Below are 25,468 nucleotides of genomic sequence, written 5' to 3'. Positions count from 1 at the left end.
ACGCGTCATTCAAACGCAGTAAGTTGGCATTTCTGCTACTCAGCGGGCCTTCCAGCGAATCCGTACACGACGGCCCGGCTCTATAGTTCTCGGTCATGACCTCCGAGCGCCCGGACCCGTCCTCGATCTCGGATCGCACCGAATTCGCGGCCAGTTTGCGTTCGATCAGGATCGAGGCGGGGGCCACGGTCCGCGAGATCGTCGAGCGTTCCGGTGGCCTGCACGGCACCATCAGCGGGTGGTTCGCCGGACACCATGTTCCGACGAAGGCCAGCGCCGAGATGTTCGCGGCCGTTCTCCTCGCCTGTGGAATCGACGACGAGGACGAGCGTCGACGATGGTGGGATGCGGTGACGAGAGTGCGGTCCGGTTCGGGCAGGCGCACGGTCGATCCGGTCGAAGGCGATTCCCCGTACAAGGGCCTGGCAGCGTTCGAGTCTGCCGACGCCGAGTGGTTCTTCGGACGCGAGGATGTGGTCGAGCGTCTCGCTGGGCGCGTTCGCGAAGCGCTCGACGCAGGCGGGGGCCTGGTGTTCGTCGTCGGTGCCTCGGGCTCGGGAAAGTCCTCGCTGCTGCGAGCCGGACTGGCACCGAGATTCGCAGGTTCGGTGATCTACTCCGGAATCGGCGATATCCGCGGCTTCCCCGCGCATGCACAGTCGCTGCCGCCCGGATCCGTACTCGTCCTCGATCAAGCTGAGGAATTGTGGACCCTGGCGACAGCGCAGGAACGAGAGAACTTTCTCGATGCCGCGAAAATTGTGCAGAACTCCGAGTCGGTGGTGGTCGTGGGTCTGCGGGCGGACTTCTATCAGAACGCCGCCTCGGAGGATGCGCTGCTCGCCGGACTCTCCGACAACCCGGTGGTGGTCGGACGCCTCACCGAAGCCGAGTTGCGTGAGGTCATCGTGTCGCCTGCGGCCAAAGCAGGGATCACCGTCGAGGACGCGCTGGTGCAGGTGTTGCTCGGTGAGCTGGGCCCGCGCGGATCGCAGTTCGCCCACGACTCGGGAGCCTTGCCGCTGCTGTCCCACGCTCTGCTGACCACGTGGCAGGGGTCGAGCGGCAGGACTTTGACGGTGGCGAACTACCTGGCGACGGGCGGCATCGGCGGTGCAGTGGGGCAGAGTGCCGAGGAAGTGTTCTCGGCGCTGACCGCCGAGCAGCAGCGTGAAGCACGGCGCATTTTCATGCGACTGGTCAATCTCGACGACGACGTCGTGACTCGTCGGCGCGTCGATCGCGTGGAACTGTTCCTCGGCGACGAGAACGCGGACGCGGTCACCGATGTCGATACCGTCGTCGAACGGTTCGCCGCGCGCAGGCTGCTGACCGTCGAAGAAGAGACCGTCCAGATGACCCACGAGGCTCTGCTCACGGCCTGGCCGAGACTGCGTGAATGGCTCGACGACGACCGGCAGTGGCTCGTCGAACACCGGAGGCTCACCCGGGCAACAGAATTGTGGGAGAACAACGACCGCGACGAGGGTTCGCTGCTCCCGGAGTCGAGGCTGGCGCTGATCGATGAATCCGTCGGTCCGGTGCGTCGTCGAGATCTCAATTCCGTCGAGAGGTTCTACCTCGACGCGAGCGCGAACCGAATCGAGCAGCAGCACCGACGCCGACGCCGACGCCGACGCACCCTGGACACGCTGCTCGCCGCCCTCGCCATCATGACCGTTCTGGCCGTGACCCTTGCGGTCACAGCGTTCGTCGCCCGATCGGACGCGAACACCAGGCGGGTCGAGGCCGAGCACGCAGAGGCGGAGGCGGTCTCGCGTCAGATCGCAGGTGTTGCACGCCAACTGCGGACACAAGATCCCGGGCTGGCCGCCTACTTGGCTCTGGCCTCGTACGAGGTGGAGCCGACGCCGGAGGCGCGATCGGCGCTGCTCGACTCGTCGGCGATCCACACTCCGGTGCGGCTGACCGGTGTGGAGGGCGAGTCCGTGACCGCCGTCGACCCGCGCGGGCGCTTCGTGGCAACAGCAGGTTCCGACGGGCATGTGCGCATGTGGGCTCTCGCCGACGGGCATCCGCAGCTCGGAGAGTTCGTGACGCCGGACGCACCGGTGTTGACGTTCGATCCGCGAGGCGGCGTGCTGGCTGTGGGAGGGTTCTCCGGCGTCGAACTGTGGGATGTGTCGGACCCGACGGCACCGACGAAGCTCTCGGACGTGCCGGTCACCGGTGTGCGCAGCCTGTCGTTTTCTCCGGACGGAGCAACGCTTCTCGTCGGCACCCAGGACAAGTCGCTGCCTCTCCTCGACGTCGCAGACCCCGCCCGGCCGAGCACCGTCGGCGTTCTCGATCAGCCCGGTTCGCCGTCGGCCACCGAGTTCAGTCCCGACGGCCGGTTCCTGGTGACCGCAGGCACCGGCCGCGCGATGCGGGTGTGGAATGCGACGCAGCTGACCGGCGCGTCTGCGGCCCCGCCGGTCCCGCTGCTGGACCTGCCCTCGGACGGATCGACCTACACCGCGTTGCAGCTGGCCTTCTCTCCCGACGGTGCAACGCTGATCGCGGGCACGACCGGTCGTGAGGTTCTGCGATGGGCCGTCGACGGTGCTGGACGGCTTACCCCGCGGACCGCGTTGACGGGGTTCACCAGTTACGTCAACGACGTGTCGTTCAGCGGGGACGGGACGCTGATCGCCGCGGTGAGCTCGGACAATTCCTCGAAGGTGTGGAACGCAGCGACGGCAACGCTGCAACTGACACTCCCCGGCCCGAGCGAGGTCAGCTCGCTCGGATTCACACCCGACGGCTCGTCGCTCGTCACCGCAGGTGGGGACGGGATCACCCGGATCTGGCCGCTTGCTGCGCCTGCACTGCCCGATGCCGGTGACACCATCTATCAGATACCCGTCGACGAGTCGGGCACGCGGCTGCTCGTGGGTGCCGGCCGTCGGGCCGACGGCACGACCCTCTGGGACGTCTCGGACGTGCAGCGTCCGGTCGCGTCGGCACCGCTGGTGGTCGGTGAGGGGCTCGTGCAGACAGGTGCGGTGGCACTGACCGCCGACGGCGCCATGGCCGCCGTCGGCACGGCGGCCGGTGGATTTCAACTCTGGGACACAACCGATCTCGCCGATCCCACTGCCCTCGGTTCGGTGGGCAAGGCAACCAACAGCTTGACTGCCGCCATGGCGTTCGACCGGGCGGGGACCCTGCTCGTCGTCTCCGGCCAGGATTCGAACGACGTGTCGTTGTGGTCGCTGGCCGACCCCGCCGCCCCGCGGGCCCTGTCGACTCTGGAAGCGGGAAACTATCCCAGCGGACTGGCAGTGACTCCCGACGGATCGATACTCGCCGTCGCCACCATCGGCGGGTTGGTCGAACTGTGGGACATCGGTGACCCCTCCGATCCGCACCCGAGTTCCATGGTCGGCGGTTTCGGTAGCGCGGTCCAGGCCGTCGCCATCTCACCCGACGGAAGCACACTCGCCGCCGGAAGCGCCGATCGCTCGATTCGACTGTGGGACATGCACGATACGACGAGTCCGCAACACCTGGCCCGAATCGTCGGGCCGTCGCACACGATCTATTCGCTCCGATTCGATCGATCGGGTACCCGGTTGGCCGCAGGCGACGGAGGGTCGACCGCCTGGTTGTGGAACGTGGAGAACCGGAGCGCGCCAGAACGAGTGGCCGCGCTCACCGCGTACGCAGATCGTGTCTACGATGTCGGATTCGGCGTGGACGGGACGTGGCTGTTCGCCGGTGGATCGGCCCGCGACGTTCGCATCTGGCGGACCGAGCCGGACGACGTTCGAGCGCGACTGTGCCGATCCGGGGGATCGGTGGTCACCGAAGCCGAATGGGCACAGTATCTGCCCGGTGTTCCCTATCGGCCGTTGTGCGGCAACGGCTGACCGGCCGAGTGCGGCCTGCTGAAGTTCGCGAGCAGTCCCGTGTAGAGCTTGGCCGGTGGGGCGGCGAATTCGCCGCGCTTTCCGGTGCGCAGTCCAAGGGTGACGAGCGATTGCACGAACAACGTTCCCGCAGCTACGCCGTCGATCACAGGTACGCCGATCTCGGCCGAGATGTCTCGGCACAGATCTGCCATTCCGGCGCAGCCGAGTACCACGGCATCGCTGCGGTCCGTCTCGACGGCGAGACGGCACGCCTCGGTGACGATCTTGCGAGCATCGGGGTCGGTCTCGAGTTCGAGGACCGGTAGCTCGCAGGCATGAATGCCGAGGCAATGGCGTCCGAAGCCGTAGTGGTTCGCCAGATCCTGGGCCCGTCCGATGGTGCGTCCGAGAGTGGTGACGACGCTGAACCCGCGGCCGAGAACGCTCGCAGCGTGCATCGCTGCCTCGGCGATGCCGATGACCGGACCGGACGCGAGTTCGCGGGCGGCGTCGACGCCGGGATCGCCGAAGCAGGCGATGACGTAGCCGTCGGCACCTGCGGCCTCGCCGGTGGCGATCTCGGCGAGAATGCCCGGGACACTGAGGGCTTCGTCGACGTGGCTTTCGATCGACACCGGCCCCATCGAGGGACTGACCGCCTCGACGACGGTGCCCGGACCGACCACGGCCCGGGCACAGTCACCGATCGTTGCGGTCATCGAACGGGTGGTGTTCGGATTGATGACCTTGATGAGCACGAAAGAAATCCTATGCCTTCGCTGGAACGTCGAAGTTGGTCACTGCCAGCTTGGTTCGCGTGGCCAGGTAGTAGTACACGACGAATCCGATGCCGCATCCGATGAACCAGCTGTACTTCGATGCCGTCGACATACCGGCGATTTCCATGCCCTCGATCGCTCCGTTGAAGAGCACGGTGATCATGGCCACCGCTGCGCCGACGATGGTGGAGTACACCGCAGCCGGGTTGTAGCCCTTCGAGTACCAGTACAGGCCGGTGGGAGACATCGAGAACAACTCGTCGACGACGACCTTCTGCTTGCGGACGAGGTAGTTGTCGGCGATGAGGATGCCGAACAGTGGTCCGATGAATGCGCCGAGAGTTTCCAGCGTCAGGTGAATGACATCGGGATTGTTGTACAGGTTCCACGGGGTGATCAGCACCGAACCGATGGCGGCGATCATTCCGCCCGCACGCCAGCTGATGCGCTGCGGACTGACGTTGGAGAAGTCGAACGCCGGGGAGATGAAGTTGGCGACGATGTTGATACCGATGGTGGCGATGGTGAACGTCAGTGCGCCGAGGACGATGGCGAAGGTGCTGTCGATCCGTGCCACGGTCTCGACCGGATCGGTGATCAGCTCACCGAACACCGGAAGCGTCAGGGACGCGGTGACGACGACGAGGATCGAGAAGACCAGGAAGTTCACCGGTAGGCCGAGGAAGTTGCCCTTCTTCACTGCGGCGTAGGACTTGCCGTAGCGGGAGAAGTCGCCGAAGTTGAGCATCGGGCCGGAGAAGTAGGACACCACCAGTGCAATGGCACCGAGCATGATCGGAATGGAACTCAGACCCGTGTGCTCCACATCGCCGAGATTGAGATCGATTGCCCCCCAACCGGCCTTCCAGATCAGGTAGCCGCACAGCATGAACATCACGACGTAGACGGCCGGGCCGCAGAAGTCGATGAACTTGCGGATGGACTCCATGCCGCGCCAGAACACCGCGGCCTGGACGACCCAGAGGAACAGGAAGCTGACCCAGCCGAGCAGAGAGAGTCCGGCGAACCCGTAGTCGGCGGTGACGGCGTACGGAGCCAGCGACGGGAACAGCTTGATCAGCACGATGTCCAGTGCCGCCGAGGCGAGGAAGGTCTGAATGCCGTACCAGGCGACGGCGATCAAGCCTCGGATGACGGCCGGAATGTTGGCACCGAGAACACCGAAGACGCTGCGGCAGATGACCGGATACGGAACTCCCGACACCTGACTGGGCTTGGCGACGAGGTTGCAGAAGAAATAGACGATGGTGATGCCGACCAGGAGTGCGACCAACACCTGCCAACTGGCCAACCCGAGCGCGAACAGACTGCCTGCCGTCACGTACCCGCCCACCGAGTGCACGTCGGACATCCAGAAGGCGAACAGGTTGTACGAGGTCCAGGTCTGCTTCTTCAGCGGCGCGAGGTCGTCGTTGGTCAGCCGCGGATCGTAGCTGTCCTTGATCAGGCCACCGCCGACCGGCTCGCCTGCGGCTTCCACGAGGTCTCCAGGTCGAGCAGGACCGTGTGCTGTATCTGTCATCGATGCTCCTGACGGCATGGCAATGAGGTGAACGAATGAATGAGGAAAAAGTTAGACGCGAAGTGTTGCGGCCTCGTGACGAGAGCGATATATCTTTTTCCGCCGTTCCCGCGGTGCTATTCCGGCGGCGGATCGGCAAACAATCCCTGATCGTTGGACAAGGTCGAAATGACCGAATTGAGACGCGTGTGATGGTGTTGCGCGGCGCGCAGCAGGCCAGCAGAATCGCGGGCCAGGAATGCGGTGAGCATATCGGCATGATCACTGTGCAGCGAGGTCCTGTCGGATCCGTCCACATGCACCATCGGTTGGATGGGTTCGGTTATGTTCCAGGCAGATTCGAGCATATGCAGGAGGCGATACATACGCGACGGCCGAGTCAGAGAGAGGTGGAATTCACGCGAGAGACGATGGTATTCGCGTGAGTCGTCCGAGGCCAGCGATGCCTCGAGCAGCCGATTCACCTCGACGAGATGCGCGCGGTCGGCGTCGGTGGCCACCTCGACGGCAACCGGCAATGCTGCCGTCTCCAGAACCTCTCGGACGATGTACATTTCGCGAAGCTCGGCCGCAGTGAGTTGCGCAACCGTGTACCCCAGATTGGGGCGATGATCGACCAGACCTTCGCCGATCAGAGTCTTGAGAGATTCACGCACCGGGATTCTGCTCACCCCGAACAGTTCCGCTACCTCGTTGAGCGGAATAGGGGTATTCGGCGGGGCATCGCCGGCGAGAATGACCCGTCGTAGTTCTCGCAGAATGGACGGCTGTGGGCTACCCGGAGCAGTTATCGACAATTGTGAGAGCAATATCGATCGACGGCGGGGTGGCACGGGGCGAACGTTAGCGACCGAGTGTTTCATCCGCATGACGACACGGTTCCGTCCGATAGCATCGTCCCTCATGGCCTCGGACCAACTCGGTACTCAGTTCTGGCCGGACGTGGACGGGTCGCGAACTCTCGTCGTCCCGGTCGGTTCGATCGAGCAGCACGGGCCGCACCTTCCGCTCGACACCGACACCCGCATCGCCGACGCGGTGGCGCGGAGCATTCCCGGTGTCCTGGTGGGGCCCGCGATCGCGTACGGAGCCAGTGGCGAGCACGAGGGCTTTCCCGGCACCGTGTCCATCGGAACTGCAGCCCTGGAAGCGGTGCTGGTGGAGTACGGGCGTTCGGCATGTCGGTGGGCAGAGCGGGTGGTGTTCGTCAACGGGCACGGTGGCAACGGTCCTGCCGTGCGTTCGGCAGTGTTGCTGCTGCGCTACGAGGGCCGCGACGTCGTGTGGTTCCCCTGTGCCGTGCCCGGAGCAGATGCTCACGCCGGACGTACCGAAACCTCTTTGCTGCTGCATCTTTCGCCGGAGTCCGTGGACATGACGAAGGCGGAGGTGGGAAATCCGACCGACATCGCGTCGTTGCTTCCGGCGCTCCGCGACGGCGGCCTGGCACCCGTCACGGCCAACGGTGTCCTCGGAGATCCCACCGGTGCCGATTCCGAGGAGGGGCGGGTGCTGTTCGAGCACCTGTGCACCCGTGCCCGCGACGCGCTGCAGAGATGGAGTCCGTCGGAGCACGGAGTGATCGCGTGAGCGCGCTCGGCGAAGCTCCTGGTGAGAGCCCGATGGGCACGTCGGGAAAAACGGGGAACAGGTATGTTACGTCGTATTTCCCGGGTGGCCGCCACGCCGGGGGCTCGTCCGCTTACCATCTTCTGATGGGTGAAGGTCGATTGCCTGATGGCTTCGGGGTGCGAGTCGATCCACGCGTACGTACATACTCCGAAGGACGCGTGCTGATCGGTGGTTCACCGACCCGGATGCTCAAACTCGCACCGACCGCCGCAGCGATGATCGGTGACGGTTTCATCGAGGTCACCGACTCGCAGTCCGCCCTCGTGGCGCGCAAACTGCTCGACTCGGGCGTCGGGAATCCGCGCCCGATGTCCATCCCGTCGCCGTCCGATGTCACCGTCGTCGTGCCACTGAAGAACAACGAGGCAGGACTTGCGCGCCTGATCGCCGCGCTGCACGGCCTCCACGTCATCGTCGTCGACGACGGCTCCGACATCCCGGTCGCGCTACCGGCCACGTCGTGGTCCGTGGGCAGTGTGACGGTACTGCGGCACGAGCGCTCACGCGGACCCGCCGCGGCACGCAATACCGGATTGCGATGCGCTACAACCGACTTCGTCGCCTTCCTCGACTCGGACGTCGTTCCCCGCAAGGGCTGGCTCGAGGTCATGCTCGGGCACTTCTCGGATCCCGCGGTCGCCTTGGTTGCACCCCGAATCGTCGCGCTAGAACCGGAGGGCAGCGCACTCGCTCGATACGAACACGCACGCTCGTCGCTGGATCTCGGGCGCAAGGAGGCGGCCGTTCGAGCAGGCAGTGCGGTGTCCTACGTTCCCAGCGCCGCGATGCTGATGCGCCGTTCGGTCGCACTGGACTGTGACGGGTTCGACGAAACGATGCACGTGGCCGAGGACGTCGATCTGTGTTGGCGGCTGCAGGAAGCCGGCTGGAGGTTACGGTACGAGCCGGTCGCGCACGTCGCGCACGAACATCGCGTGACGTTCGCCGAGTGGTTCGCCCGCAAGCTGTTCTACGGGACCGGAGCAACACCGCTGTCCGCTCGCCATCCCGGTATGGTGCCGCCGATCGCGATGTCGCCGTGGACCCTGGTGGCCTGCATACTGGCAGCGAGTTTGACGCGGCTCGGACTGATCGGTGCCGCCGCGACACTGTCCGTCACGATCGTTCGGCTACGCAAGATGTTCGTCGGTCTCGATCAACCCACGAGGATCGCGGCCGTCCTCGCGGCGGAGGGTTTCGTTGCGGGCTTGTGGCAATTGGCCTCGGCTCTGTGTCGACACTATTGGCCGGTCACCTTGCTTGCTGTGCTGTTGTCCAGTCGCATACGAAAAATCGCACTGGGTTTGGCTGTGGCGGAAGCATTCTCGGATTGGTACAAGCACCGTGAACTGGGCGGCCTCGATCCCGTGCGATACGCCTTCTTCAAGCGGGCCGACGACATCGCGTACGGCGCCGGGTTGTGGAGTGGCGCTCTGTCGGCCCGCAGTATCGATGCGCTCAAACCACGTCTGGACGGTTGACGACGTGCGAAACCGACGTGCATCGTCGACGATGTGACATCGACCGAGTTCGCCGATGTTGTCGTCGTCGGAGGTGGTTCGTGCGGATGTGTGGTGGCAGCACGGCTGAGTGAGGATCCCGATCGGTCGGTGCTGCTGCTCGAAGCCGGACCCTCGTTCGCCGGTGTCGGCGATGTCCCGGAGGCGTTGGTCGATGCGTCGATGCTCCCCATCGGACCCGGTAGCGACTGGGTGGGGACCTACCGCGGCGAGCTCACCCCGGGAGTGAACCGCACGATCGCGCGGGGCCGGGTCCTCGGCGGTTCCGGAGCGGTCAACGGTGGCTACTTCGTCCGCGCCACGCCCGGCGACTTCGAGGCGTGGCCGCAGTCGTTGTGGTCTTTCGACCAGGTGCTGCCGTACTACGTCCAATCCGAAACCGATATCGATTTCGGAGCGAGGGGGCGATGGCACGGGTCCAGTGGGCCGATGCCGGTGGCGCGGACCCCTGCGCACAGTCGGCATCCGCTGACCGAGGCGTTCGTGAACTCCGCGGTGCGTGCCGGATTCCGGATGCACGAGGACCTGAATGCTCCCGATGCGGCGTCAGGGGGAGTGGGCGCAGTGCCCTTGAACATCCGCGACGGACGCCGCGTAAGCGCAGCTCTTGCATACCTTTTGCCAGTAATCAGTCGGAAAAACCTTCGTGTGCAGGGAAATTCGACAGTGACCTCGTTGATGTTCAAGGGCACCACAGTGATCGGCGTCGAGATCATCGGCGACGGCGGACGCACCGTTGTGAGGACCGACAACGTCATCGTGTCGGCTGGTGCCGTTCACACCCCGGCGCTGCTGCTTCGATCCGGCATCGGGCGCGCCGAAGACGCTGCGGCGCTCGGAATCTCGATAATCGCCGACAGCCCGGGCGTCGGTCACGGGTTCAGTGATCATCCCGAGGTGGCCGTTCCGCTGACCGCACTCGATCGTCCTTCCGTGACATCGCCTGCACTGGAAGCAGTTCTGCATGCCGGTGATGTGGAAATCAGGCCGTACACCAGGAGATTCGACCAACTCATCTCCGGTCTTGCGCGTGGGCCGCAGGTGGCCGGCGTCGGCCTCATGCGCTCGACGGGACGCGGGAGAATCTCGCTGCGCAGTGCGGACCCACTCGAAGCGCCCGACGTGCGGTACCGCTATCTCGACTCGGACGTCGACCGGAACGCGATGCGCGAGGGTGTCGAACTCGCGAGGGATCTGCTGGCCTTCGCCGGTATGGCCGGCGGAGCGGCCGCTGCGCCGAGCGATGATCCGCTCGCGGCGCTCGGCACGTCACTGCATCTGTCCGGTAGCGCCCGGATGGGGCCGGATTCCGATCCGGAGTCGGTGCTCGACGATCGGTGTCGCGTTCGCGGCGTCGAGGGACTCCGCGTGATCGATACCTCGGCATTTCCGGTGGTTCCGAGCCGCGGCCCACATGCGACGGCCATCATGTTCGCCGAGCGCGCCGCGGCACTCGAGCGTGCGCAATGACCCGTTGCGGATGCACACCGCGATCGGAGGCGTAGCGTTCGTGTTCTGGGGACCGTTCGGGTTCCCCAACAGATGGGTTTACTGCCATGTCGGACAAATCGCCCCGCAACACGATGACCAAGAAGTCCGGCAAGTCTCTGAAGGACAAGCGCGCCGACAAGCGGGCCAAGTCCAGTGGTGACACCAGCAACGACATCATTACCTCGGCTGTCAAGAAGAAGTAGGCACTCGCAGTCGACGCGACCGGGCCTGCCGCTCGCGTCGACCACGGTTGTATCCTTGCTTGTGAGCTGGGTTACAGCGATGTGGACAGGCCACAAAGGAAGTGTCGAATGGCAAGCCGATCGGACGGTGGCGGCAACCCCTGGGTCGCGGTGCGACCCGGCGAGGACATCGCTGTGCTCGCGCGCAAGATGTCCAGTGCCCATCAATCTTTCGTCGACGACATCCGCACTCACGGCTCGACGGTCAGGTCCGTGGTCCTCGACTCGTGGATGCGTAGTCGTACCAAAGGTGTCGACCCCGACGGTGCGAACGAGGCACCGACGCTGACCGGTCCCGATCTCGAGAGCTACCGCAGCGGTCATCCGATGTCCATCATCCGACCGGTCGTTCGCAAATTGCTCGTCGAGGACGCGTCCGACACCGGATTGCTCGTCGCGATCTCGGATGCGGAGGGCCGGCTGCTATGGGTCGAGGGTGATTCCGCCGCGAAGGATCGTGCGCTCGCGATGGAATTCGCCGAAGGGGTCGACTGGAGCGAGGAGAGCAAAGGTACCAATGCTCCCGGCACTGCACTCGCCGTCGATCACAGTGTGCAGATCTTCGCATCCGAGCATTTCTCGCGGTCGGTGCACGAGTGGAGTTGTTCGGCGGCTCCGGTTCACCACCCCACCAGCGGCCACATACTGGGAGCGATCGACATCACCGGGGGTCCACGGGTGGCGGTGCCCGAGGTGCTCTCGTTGGTGCGAGCGACCGTCGCGGCTGCCGAGTCGGAGTTGCGACTGCACCTGATGAACTCGCCGAAATCCTTGGGCGACACCGCTCCTCGGCTCGAGGTTCTCGGATCGGGACGGCCCGGTGTGGTTCGCGGATCCGGTCGGATACCTCTCTCGCAGCGGCACGCCGAAATTCTGCTGCTCCTGGGCGAGCATCCCGAGGGGCTCAGCTCGGACCATCTCGCCGTGCTCCTCGACGAGCAAGAGCTCGATTCGGTCACCATCCGCGCCGAGATGTCGAGACTGCGCAAGACGTTCGGCACGGCCGGACTGGCCTCGCGGCCCTACCGGCTGGTCGGTGAGTTGACGTCCGATGTCGCCGACATCCGACGCGCCCTCGACCGCGGCGACGTCGAGGCCGCGCTACGTATCTACACCGGTCCGGTGCTCCCTGGATCGTCCGCCCCCGGCATCGAGGACATCCGTGAGGAGTTGCGGTCTCGAATGCAGGCCGCCCTGCTCCGGCTCGGGGATCCGGTGCTGTTGGCGCAATGGACCTCGTCCATTCACGGCCGCTCGGACATCATCGCGTGGGAGGCCTATCGGGCGACGCTCAGCCGCGATTCCGCGCTCTACGGTCAGGTCAGCGCACGCATCGATCTGCTCGATCAGGATCTCGGAATCTGACGGCAGAGGTGCCCGCCGGTACGCCGAGCGGATGCAGCAACGTAGTTGCAACGTTGCACCGCCTAGTGTCCTGAATCACACACCGCATCAACTGTGAAGCACGTGTCGATCAGGAGGATTTTCAATGTCCGTCTATGCCCGTCCAGGTACCGCCGATTCCGTCATGTCGTTCCAGTCGCGCTACGACAACTGGATCGGCGGAGAATGGGTACCGCCTGTCAAGGGTCAGTACTTCGAGAACCCCACTCCCGTCACCGGTGAGAACTTCTGCGAGGTCGCTCGCTCCACGTCCGAGGACATCGAGCTCGCACTCGACGCCGCGCACGCCGCAGCCCCCGCGTGGGGCAAGACGTCCGCTGCCGAACGCGCCGTGATCCTCAACAAGATCGCCGACCGCATCGCCGAGAACCTCGAGTCCATCGCGCTCGCGGAGTCGTGGGACAACGGCAAGCCGATCCGCGAAACCCTCAACGCCGATATCCCGCTCGCCATCGATCACTTCCGATACTTCGCGGGCTGCATTCGGGCGCAGGAAGGATCGCTGTCCGAAATCGACAGCGACACAGTCGCATACCACTTCCATGAGCCGCTCGGCGTCGTCGGGCAGATCATTCCGTGGAACTTCCCGATTCTCATGGCCGTGTGGAAGCTCGCACCCGCACTGGCCGCAGGCAACGCCGTGGTACTCAAGCCGGCCGAGCAGACACCCGCGTCGATCCTGCACCTGATCTCCATCATCGGCGACCTGCTGCCCGCAGGCGTGCTGAACATCGTCAACGGATTCGGCGTCGAGGCCGGTAAGCCGCTGGCATCGAGCCCGCGCATCGCCAAGATCGCGTTCACCGGTGAGACCACCACCGGACGCCTCATCATGCAGTACGCATCGCAGAATCTGATTCCGGTGACGCTGGAACTCGGTGGCAAGAGCCCCAACGTCTTCTTCTCGGACGTACTGCAGGCCAACGACGACTACCAGGACAAGGCTCTGGAGGGATTCACGATGTTCGCCCTCAATCAGGGTGAAGTGTGCACCTGCCCGTCCCGGTCGTTGATCCAAGCGGACATCTTCGACGAGTTCCTCGCGTTGGCGGCCATCCGCACCAAGGCTGTGCGACAGGGCGATCCGCTGGACACCGAGACCATGATCGGAGCCCAGGCATCGAACGATCAGCTCGAGAAGATCCTCTCGTACATCGAGATCGGCAAGGGTGAAGGCGCACAGGTGGTCACCGGCGGCGAGCGCGCGCAACTGGGCGGCGACCTCAACGGCGGCTACTACGTGCAGCCGACGATCTTCACCGGCAAGAACAACATGCGCATCTTCCAAGAGGAGATCTTCGGACCCGTCGTATCGGTGACCTCGTTCAAGGACTACGACGACGCCATCGATATCGCCAACGACACCCTCTACGGACTCGGCGCGGGCGTCTGGTCGCGCGATGGCGGTGTGGCCTACCGGGCCGGACGCGATATCAAGGCCGGCCGCGTGTGGACCAACACCTACCACCAGTACCCCGCGCACGCGGCGTTCGGTGGCTACAAGCAGTCGGGCATCGGCCGCGAGAACCACAAGATGATGCTCGACCACTACCAGCAGACCAAGAACCTGCTCGTGAGCTACGCGCAGAAGGCACAGGGCTTCTTCTGATGGTGGAGGTTCGGCCGCCCGCGCGGCTGAAGACAACCGTCGAGGCGATGGACCTGCTCCGTCGCCTCGGCGGGATCCACGGCGAGCTGATGATGCATCAGTCCGGTGGATGCTGTGACGGCTCGTCGCCGATGTGTTACCCGGCAGGGGAATTCATCGTCGGTGATCGCGACGTCCTCCTCGGCTACATCGACCTCCGGCTCGGCGTGGGAGAGATCCCGACCGATCTGCCGAGCGGAGCCGACGGGGTGGCGGTGTGGATTTCCGGATCGCAGTTCCAGGCGTGGAAACACACTCAACTGGTGCTCGACGTGGTGCCCGGCCGCGGCGGCGGATTCTCGCTCGAATCGCCCGAAGGGGTTCGCTTCCTCAGCCGCGGGCGCGCGTACACCGCAGAGGAGAACGAGATCCTGGCCGAGCATCCACCGCTCGTCGGCACCGACTGGGAACAAGGTCGTCGCCCCGAGGTTCCCGACGACCCCTTGGTCGTTGCCGAGGCAGTCGATGCGTGTCCGGTGCCCGGGATGCTCCAGGGCTGAGCACCGTATGCGCTGCGCGCATACAGTGCGAAAGATGAAGAGCACAAACAAGTCCGACGGGTCCGGCGGCGGCGAAAGTCTACGCACCGTCGTCATCGCCTTCGTCGCCAATCTGGGCGTCGCGATTGCGAAGACGTTCGCCGCCGTGTTCACCGGGTCGGCGTCGATGGTGGCCGAAGCCGCGCACTCGTGGGCCGACACCGGTAACGAGATCTTCCTGCTGGTGGCCAATCGTCGCGGGTCCCGCGGGCCCGATGACCAGCGGCCACTCGGGTACGGGCGTGAGACGTACTTCTGGTCGACGCTGGCGGCGATCGGACTCTTCGTCGCCGGCGCGGCGGTATCGGTGTGGCACGGCATCACCTCCCTGCTCTCCGGAGAATCGAGCAGCGAGAACTACCTCGTCGCCTACGTGGTGCTGGCCCTGGCGTTCGTTCTCGAGGGAGTGTCGTTTCTGCAATCGGTGCGGCAGATTCGCGGTGAAGCAGCCGAGTACGACAAGGACTTCCTCGATTACGCACTCGAGACCTCGGATCCGACGCTGCGTGCTGTGTTCGCCGAGGACAGTGCCGCCCTGGTCGGCATCGTGATCGCCGCTGCGGGAATCGGTCTGCATCAGCTGACCGGTTCAGCTGCCTTCGATGCCATCGGGTCGATTCTGGTGGGCGTACTGCTGGGAATCGTCGCGTTCGTGCTGATCGATCGAAACCGCCGATTCCTCACCGGTGAACCGGGTTCGAGAGCATTATGGAATGCGGTAGTGCAGCGAATCGAACAACTGCCCGAGGTGGCGTCGGTCCGGTTCGTGCGTATCGAGTTCGTCGGTCCCAAGCAGATCTACGTGGTGGCCAGTGTCGATCTCGTCGGTGATTTCGCAGAATCACGTATCGCGCACACGCTCCGTCGGCTCGAGCGTGAGTTGGAAACCAACAGAGCCGTCGTGGACGCAGTTCTGACAGTGGCCGAACCCGACGAGGGCGATATCGGCGATGTCAATGCGGTTGCACAACGACCGTAATTCGCTCGTCATTCGGCGATGATGCAGCGCTTACATCACGGGCCTATTTTGGATCGATTCGCGCGCCACCCGTGTTGTGAATCTCCCCCTCGGGCGTGACCGTCGCCCCGAGCGCAATGACTACGAGAGGCTTGCAATGTCTGTAGTGGACCCCCAGTCGTCTCATCCGAAATCCGGCTCCCGGGAGAGCGTTCAGTCACATGTCGAGGGCGGTGACTATCTGGCCAAGCGAACGCTGAAGAAGGGGACGGCGGGCTGGGTCCTGCTTGCAGGCCTCGGAGTCAGCTACGTCATCTCCGGCGACTACTCCGGCTGGAATCTCGGTCTGGCCGAGGGCGGCTTCGGTGGTCTGCTCATCGCAGCGATCATCATCGCGGGCATGTATCTGGCCATGGTCCTCGGCATGGCCGAGATGTCCTCGGCGCTGCCCGCAGCCGGCGGCGGATACACCTTCGCCCGCCGAGCTCTCGGGCCGTGGGGTGGATTTGCCACCGGCACCGCCATTCTCATCGAGTACGCCATCGCGCCTGCGGCCATCGCGACCTTCATCGGAGCGTATGTCGAATCGCTCGGTCTGTTCGGCATCACCGACGGCTGGTGGGTGTACCTGGCGGTGTACGCAGTGTTCATCGGAATCCATCTTTCCGGCGCAGGCGAAGCCCTCAAGATCATGTTCGTCATCACCGGCATCGCCCTGGTCGGCCTCGTCGTGTTCGCCATCGCCGCCATCGGCCAGTTCGACGCGAGCAACCTGACCGACATCGCGCCGACCGATGCCGCCGGTGCCTCGGGATTCCTGCCGTTCGGGTACCTCGGCATCTGGGCCGCAGTCCCGTTCGCCATCTGGTTCTTCCTGGCGATCGAGGGAGTGCCGCTGGCCGCGGAGGAGGCCAAGGATCCGACCAAGAACGTCCCGCGCGGCATCATCGCCGCCATGGGCGTACTCCTGGTGACCGGGGCCCTCGTGCTGTTCCTGGTCACCGGCGCGGGCGGCGCAGACGCCGTCAAGGAATCGGGAAACCCGTTGGTGGAGGCCCTCGGTGACGGAACGGCGAGCAAGATCGTCAACTACATCGGCCTGGCCGGTTTGGTCGCCTCCTTCTTCTCGATCATGTACGCGTACTCGCGTCAACTCTTTGCACTCTCCCGTGCCGGATACCTGCCGAAGACCCTGTCCATCACCAATTCTCGCAAGGCTCCGACGCTCGCGCTGATCGTGCCCGGCGTCATCGGCTTTCTGCTGTCCCTGACCGGCCAGGGCGGAATGTTGCTCAACATGGCCGTGTTCGGTGCCGCCCTGAGTTACGTTCTGATGATGGTCAGCCACATCGTGCTTCGTCGCCGCGAGCCGAACATGGAGCGCCCGTACCGCACTCCCGGCGGCGTCCTGACCACCGGATTCGCGTTGGTCATCGCCGCGCTCGCCGTCGTCGCCACCTTCGTCGTCGATTCCACTGCGGCACTGTGGTGCCTGGGTGTGTTCCTGGCCTTCATGGTCTATTTCGGGGTCTACAGCAGGCATCACCTCGTCGCGAATTCACCGGACGAAGAGTTCGCCGCACTGGCCGAGGCCGAGGCCGAACTGGAATGACCACATACACCCAGCAGGTGTCGGGCACCACCTACACGTTCGATGGTCTGATCGACCTGATGGCCAAGGCGACCCCGCTTCGATCGGGTGACGAATTGGCCGGCTGCGCAGCCGAATCGGATGCCGAGCGCGCGGCAGCCCAGTGGGCACTGTCCGAGGTGTCGCTGGATGTCTTCCTGCACGACCTGCTCGTTCCGTACGAGAGCGACGAGGTCACACGGCTGATCATCGACTCGCACGACCGCATCGCGTTCGGGGCGCTCTCGCACCTGACGGTAGGAGGCCTGCGAGATTGGCTGCTGCAGGTCACCGCAGGTCCGGATGCTGCAGCGACGCTACGTTCGGTCGCGGCCGGGCTGACTCCGGAGATGGTGGCGGCGGTCAGCAAGATCATGCGCAATCAGGATCTGATCGCGGTCTCCCGGGCCGCACAGGTGACATCGGCGTTCCGGACGACGATCGGTCTTCCCGGGACCCTCACCACCCGGCTGCAACCGAACCATCCGACCGACGACCCCCGCGGTATCGCTGCGGCGACGCTCGACGGCCTGCTGCTCGGATCCGGCGACGCGGTCATCGGGATCAACCCGGCGACGGACTCGCCGCAGGCCACGGCCGATCTGCTGCATCTGCTCGACGAGATTCGGCAACGCTTCGAGATTCCCACGCAGTCCTGCGTACTCTCGCACGTCACGACCACGATGGAATTGATCGACAAGGGCGTTCCGGTCGATCTGGTGTTCCAGTCCATCGCGGGCACCGAACGGGCCAATTCGAGCTTCGGAGTGAGCATTCCGTTGCTTCGGCAGGCCAACGAGGCCGGGCGATCCCTGCACCGCGGAACCGTCGGGAACAACGTCATGTATCTCGAAACCGGTCAGGGTTCGGCCCTGTCCGCGGACGCGCATCTCGGCACCGGCGGCCGCCCGGTCGATCAACAGACCCTCGAGGCGCGCGCATACGCGGTGGCTCGCGATCTCGAGCCGCTGTTGATCAACACCGTCGTCGGGTTCATCGGGCCGGAGTACCTCTACGACGGAAAGCAGATCGTCCGGGCGGGTCTAGAGGATCACTTCTGCGGCAAACTCCTCGGTCTGCCGATGGGAGTGGACGTTTGCTACACCAACCATGCCGAGGCCGACCAGGACGACATGGATACATTGCTGACGCTGCTCGGAGCCGCCGGGGTCTCCTTCGTCATCGCTGTCCCTGGTGCCGACGACGTCATGCTCGGGTATCAATCCCTGAGCTTCCACGATGTGCTCTACGTTCGGCAGGTACTGGGCCTGCGTCCTGCACCCGAGTTCGAATCCTGGCTCTCTCGGCTGGGAATGATGGGCGCAGACGGCAGGGTTCTGGACGTCGACGCCGCCGGATCACCGTTGCGAGCCTTGATGAGTGCGCGATGACCGAACCTGCGGAGCGACCGGACCTACAGTTCTGGGATGAGTTGCGCGCTGTCACGCAAGCGCGGATCGGGTTGGGACGCATCGGTGATTCCTTGCCGACGACCCGAGTACTGGAGTTTCGTGCGGCGCACGCGGCTGCACGGGACGCTGTGCACATGCCGCTGGATGTCGAGAAGTTCACGGGCCGGGTGGAGCAGGTGGGGCTCGGTGTGCCGTCGGTGGTGACGTCACTGGCGACCAGCCGTGCGGAGTATCTGCGCCGGCCCGATCTGGGTCGGCAGCCGAAGGATCTGAGCGAGATCGCGTCGTCGGACGACGAGATCGGCATCGTGCTCGGTGACGGGCTGTCTCCGCGCGCTCTCGACGATCACGGTGTGCCGATGTTGGAGGCATTGAAAGCGGAACTGGCCGATCGGTATTCGATTGCGGCACCGGTGATCGCGACGCAGGCGCGCGTGGCGCTCGGCGATCACATCGCGTCGGCGATGGGGGTGCGCACGGTTCTGGTGCTGATCGGGGAGCGGCCGGGATTGTCGGTCGCCGACAGTCTCGGTATCTACCTGACGCATCTGCCCGAGCCCGGACGCACGGACGCGGATCGAAACTGCATCTCGAACATCCATCCGCCCGAGGGGCAGGGCTATGCCCAGTCGGCGCGAACAGTGGCAGGTCTGTTGGCGGGGGCCCGGAAGTTGGGGCGGTCGGGAGTCGCGCTGAAAGACACCTCTCGGGCCGATGCACTCGAGGGCTCCGAGGCGCTCACTTTGGAGTGAGGGTTTCCCCCTATTCGGGGGTGGTCGCGCGTGACGGGCGTCACTACCGTGGGGCTATGGACAGTTTTTCCTCCGGTGCATCGGAGACCGCGGTTCTGGACGACACGATCGGAACGAACCTGGATCGAACCGCCGCGACATACTCCGATCGTGACGCGCTGATCGACGTTCCTTCCGGGCGGCGGTGGACCTATTCGGAATTCGTCGCCGATGTCGATCTGTTGGCTGCAGGTCTGCTGGTGGCGGGCACCGCGGTGGGGGACCGGGTCGGAATATGGGCACCGAACTGCCCCGAATGGGTTCTCGCGCAATACGCGACGGCGAAGATCGGGGCGGTGCTGGTCAACATCAATCCTGCCTACCGTTCACACGAGTTGAAGTTCGTGCTGAAGCAGGCGGGGGTTTCGGTGCTGTTGGCGGCCACGGATTTCAAGGGTTCGGACTACCGGGCGATGATCGACGAGGCCAGGCCGGAGGTGCCGTCACTGCGTGAAGTGGTGTTCATCGGGAGCATCCAGTGGGAGGCGATGACCGATCGTGGGCATCGGGCGTTGGCGGACACTCCGCGGATGATCAGCGACGTATCGGAGCGGCTGGGTGCCGACGATGCCATCAACATCCAATACACCTCGGGGACAACGGGTTTTCCGAAGGGTGCGACGCTGAGCCATCGGAATATTCTCAACAACGGCTACTTCGTCGGCGAGCTCTGCCATTACACCGCCGAGGATCGAGTGTGCATCCCGGTGCCGTTCTACCACTGCTTCGGGATGGTGATGGGCAATCTCGCGTGCACCTCGCACGGCGCGGCGATGGTCGTTCCCGGCCCGGCGTTCGATCCGGTTGCGACGCTGACGGCGGTGGCGTCGGAGAAGTGCACGTCGCTGTACGGGGTTCCGACGATGTTCATCGCCGAACTGGCGTTGGAGAACTTCCGCGAGTTCGACCTCGGCAGCCTGCGCACCGGAATCATGGCCGGATCGCCATGCCCCACCGAGGTGATGAAACAGGTGATCGATCGCATGGGGATGACGGAGGTGTCGATCTGTTACGGCATGACCGAGACCTCGCCGGTGTCACTGCAGACTCGAAGTGACGATTCCGTCGAGCAGCGTGTATCCACCGTCGGACGCGTCGGCCCACACCTCGAGGTCAAGATCGTCGATCCGGTCCAGGGCGGCACCGTGCCTCGCGGAGAAGCGGGGGAGCTCTGTACTCGTGGCTACTCGGTGATGCTGGGCTACTGGGAGCAGCCGGAGAAGACAGCGGAGGCCATCGACGACGAGGGGTGGATGCACACCGGCGACATCGGGGTGATGGACGAGCAGGGCTATGTGGCGATCACCGGACGGATCAAGGACATGGTGATTCGGGGCGGCGAGAACGTCTATCCCCGTGAAGTGGAGGAGTTCCTCTACACCCACCCCGACATCCTCGACGCACAAGTGATCGGAGTGCCCGACCCGAAGTACGGCGAGGAGCTGATGGTGTGGATCAGGATGCGCGAGGGCGCCGTACCGCTCGATGCGGATGCCGTGCGCGCGTTCTGTAGTGGCAGGCTCGCGCATTTCAAGATCCCGCGGTACGTCCACGTCGTCGACGAGTTCCCGATGACGGTCACCGGAAAAGTACGCAAGGTGGAGATGCGTGAACGCTCCCTCGGATTGATCTGAGAACGGCGGTTCGGCTGACATACTCGCTTCCATGATCAGTGCGCAGTGGACGCCGACGGATGCCGATATCGCCGAGGCCAGGGTCACCGAGTTCGCGCAGTTCGTCGAGCGACGTCACGAGGTGACGCTGCCCGATTACGCGGCGTTGTGGCGGTGGTCGATCACCGAGCTCGAGTCGTTCTGGCGAGCGGTGTGGGACTTCTTCGAGATCCGCTCGGCCACCGAGCCGGGCGTCGTGCTCGCAGAACGCGGTATGCCGGGCGCCCGCTGGTTTCCGGGCGTCGAACTGAACTATGTGGATCAGGTGATCAGGCACGCTCGGCCCGATCGAACGGCCATCCTCGGGGTCGGCGAGGACGGATCTGTTCGGGAGGTGACGTGGACGCAGATGCTCGAGCAGGCGGGTGCGTTGGCTGGGACGCTCGCCGAGGCGGGGGTCGGCCGCGGCGATCGCGTCGTCGGGTACCTGCCGAACATTCCCGAGGCGGTGATCGCCTTCCTCGCGACAGCGAGTCTGGGTGCTGTGTGGTCCGCGTGTGGGCAGGACTATTCCGCTTCGGCGGCGATCGATCGATTGGGCCAACTCGAACCCGCTGCCCTGATCACGGCCGCCGGCTACACCTACGGAGGTCGATTCCGCGACAAGACCGGTGAGGTCGCCGCGCTGGTGGAGGCCTTGCCGACGGTTCGGCTGGTCGTGACCGTCGGCGGGGACTCGGAACACGCGCAGAGTTGGTCGGACGTGACGGCCGAACCGCGACCACTGTCGCCGGTAGCGGTTCCGTTCGATCACCCGCTGTGGGTCGTGTTCTCCTCCGGCACCACGGGTCTGCCCAAGGGCATCGTCCACGGTCACGGCGGAGTGGTGCTCGAACATCTCAAATCCATTGCGCTGCAGTCCGACCTGGGTGCCGAGGATGTGTTCTTCTGGTACACCAGTCCGAGCTGGATGATGTGGAACTTCCAGGTCGCCGGGCTGCTCACCGGTGCCACGATCGTGTGCGCCGAGGGAAATCCCGCGTTCCCGACGCAGGATGCACTGTGGGGGATCGCGGCAAGGCTCGGCGTGACCTATCTCGGCACCAGTCCCGGTTACGTGCTGGCATGCATCAAGGCCGACGCCCACCCGGGTACCGATCATGATCTTTCGGCCCTGCGAGCGCTGGGTATCACCGGTTCCGCGATGCCGGCAGCATCCTCGATCTGGTTGACGGAGAACATCGGTGAGCGGGTGCCGGTGTTCTCCATCTCGGGCGGCACCGATGTGGTGTCGGCGTTCGCGGGGGGAGTGCGAACGGCACCGGTCTGGGCGGGCGAGCTGTCGGTGCCGTTCCTCGGTGTGGCGCTCGCTGCATTCGACGAAGCCGGAAGATCGGTGACCGAGGAGGTCGGGGAACTGGTCGTCACCGAGCCCATGCCCTCGATGCCCTTGTATTTCTGGAACGACACCGACGGCGTTCGGTACCGGGACTCCTACTTCGACACCTACCCGGGGATCTGGAGGCACGGTGACTGGATAACGATGACCGATCGCGGCAGCGTCGTCGTACACGGACGGTCCGATTCGACGCTCAATCGCAACGGGATTCGCATGGGGAGCGCCGATATCTATCAGGCCGTCGAAGCCTTGGACGAGGTCACCGAAGCTCTGGTGCTCGGCATCGAACTGCCCGACGGCGGCTACTGGATGCCACTGTTCGTCGTCGCCCCGGACGGCGTGACCGACGAGTTACGCGAACGCATCGTTGCCGCCATCAGAACTCAGGCATCGGCGCGGCACGTCCCGGACGAGATCATCGCCGCCCCTGCGATACCGCACACCCGCACCGGCAAGAAGCTCGAGGTTCCGCTCAAGCGAATATTCCAAGGTGCCGGTGCGGCAGAGACTCTCGACACCAGTGCCGTCGACGACCCCGCCGCCGTGCGGTGGTTCGTCGACCGTGCGGCCGAGGATCAGCGAGTCCACCGCGCGAGATAGGCCTTCTCCTCCGGCGCGATCCGGCGCAGGGTCTCGGCACCGACGTCGACCATCGCCATCCGGGTGGTCGCCGTGACCGCGGGCGGTGAATCGGGAGCAGCACCCGCGGCCCGCACCTCGTAGCCGATGGTGAAATCGACCGCACGTACCTTCTCGAACCACAGTGTGATGTCGAGCGGGCCGTCCGAGTGTCGAAGCGGCTTCTTGTACGCAATGGTCACATTCGCGATCAGCGCGCTCTTGATCAGCGATTCGTTGGCCTCGCCCTCGCTGAGCAACCACTCGATGCGCGCCTCTTCGAGCAGGGTGACCATGCGGGCATGGTTGATGTGTGCGAACGCGTCCATGTCCGACCACCGCACGGTGACGGTCGCGTGATACCCGACGGGATCGGTCCGATCAGTCTGCATCGCAACAGGCTCTGTTTTCATTGCTAGAGGATGGCATGCGCGTGCTCGACGTCGACGTTCTACAGTCCAGGGGTGATTATCGGCAACGTGGCATTGGATGGTTCCGGCGCACTGTTCGACATCGAACTCGCAGGCTCGGTCATCGTGTCGATCACTCCCTCCGGGGGTCGTGGACCCACCGGCGAGGAGGTGTTCGACGGTGGCGGCGGGGTCGCTCTGCCAGGGTTCGTGGACAGCCACGTTCATCTGACGCAGTGGGCGGCGGCGCGTCGAAGAATCGACGTCGGACCTGCGTCGTCGGCGGCCGATGCAGTCGCGCTGGTCTACCCCTACGTGCGAACAGCGGGCGAATCGGTTGTGCGCGCCAACGGCTTCCGTGACGCGCAGTGGCCCGAGGAGCCGCACAAGGATCTGATCGAGAATGCGCTGCCCGGGGCTCGCGTGGCGATGACGAGCATGGACCTGCACACACTGTGGCTGAGCCCGGCGCTGCTGGCCGACCTCGGCATCGATCACCCCACCGGCGTGCTCCGCGACGTCGACGGGCTCGAGGCCGTGATGGCACTCGAGGCCATGGAAGATCCGGCCGAGCTCGATCGGGCCGTGCTCGACGCCACCGCGGCACTGGCGGTCCGTGGTGTGACCGGCGTCGTGGATTTCGAGTTCGCCGACAATCGGAGTGTGTGGGATCGACGTCTGTCGGCCGGTTCTCCTGCGGTCCGCGTGGACACGACGGTGTGGCCGCAGTGGCTGGACGAAGCACTCGGGCGCGGGGATCGGACCGGGGACGTCTCGGCACTGTCGGACTTGATTCGGCGTGGTCCGCTGAAAGTGATGCTCGACGGCTCGCTCAACACTCGGACGGCGTGCTGCCACGACCGGTACCCGGGCGTCGAGGGAGAGGACGCGTACGGGCTGCTGCTCGAGAGCCGGGAGAGTCTGTTCGAGCTTGTCGCGAAGGCCTCGCGCGGTGGCATTGCGGCGGCAATCCACGCGATCGGCGACCGAGCCAACGGCGTCGCGCTCGATGCGTTCGAGCGCGCGGGCTGCGGCGGTCGAATCGAACACGCGCAGCAGATTCTGCCCGAGGACATCGCGCGATTCGCTGCCTTGGGTGTCACAGCTTCGGTGCAGCCCCAGCACGCGATGTCCGATCGCGATATCGCCGAGGATCTGTGGTCCGGTCGACGCTCGGTCGCCTATGGCTACGGCTCACTGCATCGCAGCGGGGCAACGTTGCTGTTCGGCTCCGATGCGCCGGTCAGTCCGCCCGAACCGTTGGCTGCCGTGGCAGCCGCGGTGTTCCGTACCGACGACGATCGACCCCCGTGGCATCTCGAGGAAGCCGTTCCTCTCGATGCCTCGCTGCGGGCGGCGAGTGGTGGACGTGGGGTGCTGCGTGTCGGAGACGTCGCAGACATCGTCGTTCTCGTCGAACATCCTGAACATCGCTCGGCGGATGATCTCGCCGAGACGGAGGTGCGGGCCACGTTCTGTGCCGGCGCGCTCACCCACGCCTCCGCGGGCTAGATCGTCGTGCGCCTTTTGCGTACCCAGAGGTACGCAAAAGGCGCACGAGGGCGAAGCCCGAGCATCGAACTTGTCGGTGCGGCCGCGTAGCGTGTGTTCGATGACATCGTTCACCGATCCGCGGGTGCGTGCGCTCACCGGGGCCGGTACGGCCGAGGAGTTCGGCAATCGCAACCCCGGATCCGGGCGAATCGATTGTTCCGATGGCACCGTCCAAGGAGATCGCAGCTTTCGGCAAGACGCCGTGATGAGCGCGCAACTGCGCGGGTTCGGCACTGTAGATTGACCGGGTGCCGAATCGAGTCAGCGTGTGTCGGATGTTCTCGAACCGGGTATCGAGTTGTAACGGTGCGGTACGCGAATAGGGATATGTACCGAAAGGTAACTTCCAGTTGTTTCCGGTGAGAAAATAGAGAACGAAGTAAGCGTTGTGCTCGATGTGTTCGGTGCCCACCGATCGCTGCCCGTCC

The 25,468-nt window shown here is 64.8% G+C and carries 20 protein-coding genes; 16 read left to right on the top strand and 4 right to left on the bottom strand.

All coding sequences use genetic code 11. The features are described from left to right. Positions 1–95: 95 nt before the first annotated feature. Entirely contained in the window at positions 96–3,875 is a 3,780-nt protein-coding gene (locus J1M87_RS21960; RefSeq protein ID WP_206491904.1) for an NACHT and WD repeat domain-containing protein, read from the top strand. Here J1M87_RS21960 and J1M87_RS21955 read toward each other — a convergent pair. From J1M87_RS21955 to J1M87_RS21945, 3 genes are all read right to left on the bottom strand, one after another. Continuing rightward, the gene (locus J1M87_RS21955; RefSeq protein WP_206491903.1) at positions 3,848–4,615 is read right to left on the bottom strand and encodes an aspartate/glutamate racemase family protein; all 768 of its coding nucleotides are present in this window, start codon (positions 4,613–4,615) and stop codon (positions 3,848–3,850) included. The genes J1M87_RS21960 and J1M87_RS21955 overlap by 28 nt on opposite strands. 10 nt (positions 4,616–4,625) lie before the next feature. After that, positions 4,626–6,179, bottom strand: a complete 1,554-nt coding sequence (locus J1M87_RS21950) for an NCS1 family nucleobase:cation symporter-1 (RefSeq protein WP_206491902.1) — start codon at positions 6,177–6,179, stop codon at positions 4,626–4,628. A 116-nt stretch (positions 6,180–6,295) separates the two neighbouring features. Next, a complete protein-coding gene (locus J1M87_RS21945; RefSeq protein WP_206491901.1) occupies positions 6,296–7,012 on the bottom strand; it encodes a GntR family transcriptional regulator in 717 nt (238 codons plus the stop codon). Positions 7,013–7,082: 70 nt separating this feature from the next. Between J1M87_RS21945 and mftE the strand changes: the two genes are divergently transcribed. From mftE to J1M87_RS21880, 13 genes are all read left to right on the top strand, one after another. Next, positions 7,083–7,769 carry a mycofactocin biosynthesis peptidyl-dipeptidase MftE gene (gene mftE / locus J1M87_RS21940; protein WP_206491900.1) on the top strand — a complete coding sequence of 229 codons (687 nt, stop codon included), beginning with the start codon at positions 7,083–7,085 and terminating at the stop codon, positions 7,767–7,769. A 125-nt stretch (positions 7,770–7,894) separates the two neighbouring features. After that, a complete protein-coding gene (gene mftF / locus J1M87_RS21935) occupies positions 7,895–9,292 on the top strand; it encodes a mycofactocin biosynthesis glycosyltransferase MftF (RefSeq protein ID WP_206491899.1) in 1,398 nt (465 codons plus the stop codon). A gap of 33 nt (positions 9,293–9,325) precedes the next feature. Further along, a complete protein-coding gene (gene mftG, locus J1M87_RS21930) occupies positions 9,326–10,801 on the top strand; it encodes a mycofactocin system GMC family oxidoreductase MftG (protein WP_206491898.1) in 1,476 nt (491 codons plus the stop codon). Positions 10,802–10,887: 86 nt separating this feature from the next. After that, a complete protein-coding gene (locus J1M87_RS21925) occupies positions 10,888–11,025 on the top strand; it encodes a hypothetical protein (RefSeq protein ID WP_167326762.1) in 138 nt (45 codons plus the stop codon). A gap of 108 nt (positions 11,026–11,133) precedes the next feature. Further along, positions 11,134–12,429: a transcriptional regulator gene (locus J1M87_RS21920; RefSeq protein ID WP_206491897.1), complete on the top strand. Its 1,296-nt coding sequence runs from the start codon at positions 11,134–11,136 to the stop codon at positions 12,427–12,429. Positions 12,430–12,553: 124 nt separating this feature from the next. Further along, positions 12,554–14,077: an aldehyde dehydrogenase gene (adh, locus tag J1M87_RS21915; RefSeq protein WP_206491896.1), complete on the top strand. Its 1,524-nt coding sequence runs from the start codon at positions 12,554–12,556 to the stop codon at positions 14,075–14,077. Beyond that, positions 14,077–14,616 carry a DUF779 domain-containing protein gene (locus tag J1M87_RS21910; RefSeq protein ID WP_206491895.1) on the top strand — a complete coding sequence of 180 codons (540 nt, stop codon included), beginning with the start codon at positions 14,077–14,079 and terminating at the stop codon, positions 14,614–14,616. Before adh ends, J1M87_RS21910 begins: the two co-directional genes overlap by 1 nt. Positions 14,617–14,650: 34 nt before the next feature. Next, the gene (locus J1M87_RS21905) at positions 14,651–15,634 is read left to right on the top strand and encodes a cation diffusion facilitator family transporter (RefSeq protein WP_206491894.1); all 984 of its coding nucleotides are present in this window, start codon (positions 14,651–14,653) and stop codon (positions 15,632–15,634) included. A gap of 136 nt (positions 15,635–15,770) precedes the next feature. Beyond that, positions 15,771–17,225 carry an ethanolamine permease gene (eat, locus tag J1M87_RS21900; RefSeq protein WP_206491893.1) on the top strand — a complete coding sequence of 485 codons (1,455 nt, stop codon included), beginning with the start codon at positions 15,771–15,773 and terminating at the stop codon, positions 17,223–17,225. Then, positions 17,222–18,634, top strand: a complete 1,413-nt coding sequence (locus tag J1M87_RS21895) for an ethanolamine ammonia-lyase subunit EutB (RefSeq protein WP_206491892.1) — start codon at positions 17,222–17,224, stop codon at positions 18,632–18,634. Before eat ends, J1M87_RS21895 begins: the two co-directional genes overlap by 4 nt. Continuing rightward, positions 18,631–19,407: an ethanolamine ammonia-lyase subunit EutC gene (eutC, locus tag J1M87_RS21890; protein WP_206491891.1), complete on the top strand. Its 777-nt coding sequence runs from the start codon at positions 18,631–18,633 to the stop codon at positions 19,405–19,407. Before J1M87_RS21895 ends, eutC begins: the two co-directional genes overlap by 4 nt. Positions 19,408–19,463: 56 nt before the next feature. Then, positions 19,464–21,080, top strand: coding sequence for an AMP-binding protein (locus J1M87_RS21885; RefSeq protein ID WP_206491890.1), 1,617 nt, complete (start codon positions 19,464–19,466; stop codon positions 21,078–21,080). Between the two features lie 31 nt (positions 21,081–21,111). Beyond that, positions 21,112–23,058, top strand: coding sequence for an acetoacetate--CoA ligase (locus J1M87_RS21880; protein ID WP_206491889.1), 1,947 nt, complete (start codon positions 21,112–21,114; stop codon positions 23,056–23,058). On the opposite strand, the gene J1M87_RS21875 is transcribed toward J1M87_RS21880, so the two are convergent. Beyond that, positions 23,034–23,468 carry a thioesterase family protein gene (locus tag J1M87_RS21875; RefSeq protein WP_206491888.1) on the bottom strand — a complete coding sequence of 145 codons (435 nt, stop codon included), beginning with the start codon at positions 23,466–23,468 and terminating at the stop codon, positions 23,034–23,036. The genes J1M87_RS21880 and J1M87_RS21875 overlap by 25 nt on opposite strands. A 72-nt stretch (positions 23,469–23,540) precedes the next feature. On the opposite strand from J1M87_RS21875, the gene J1M87_RS21870 reads away from it, so the two are divergent. Beyond that, positions 23,541–24,998 (top strand): amidohydrolase, encoded by a 1,458-nt coding sequence (locus J1M87_RS21870; protein ID WP_206491887.1) that lies wholly within the window; start codon positions 23,541–23,543, stop codon positions 24,996–24,998. A 100-nt stretch (positions 24,999–25,098) separates the two neighbouring features. Beyond that, on the top strand, positions 25,099–25,284 hold the full coding sequence (locus J1M87_RS21865; protein WP_206491886.1) for a hypothetical protein: 186 nt from the start codon (positions 25,099–25,101) through the stop codon (positions 25,282–25,284). Positions 25,285–25,468 lie beyond the last annotated feature (184 nt).

The organism is Rhodococcus sp. KRD162, assembly GCF_017168335.1.
Classification (GTDB): domain Bacteria; phylum Actinomycetota; class Actinomycetes; order Mycobacteriales; family Mycobacteriaceae; genus Rhodococcoides.
The sequence above is the reverse complement of the archived record's forward strand: the minus strand, read 5'-3'. Positions and strand labels throughout refer to the sequence as shown.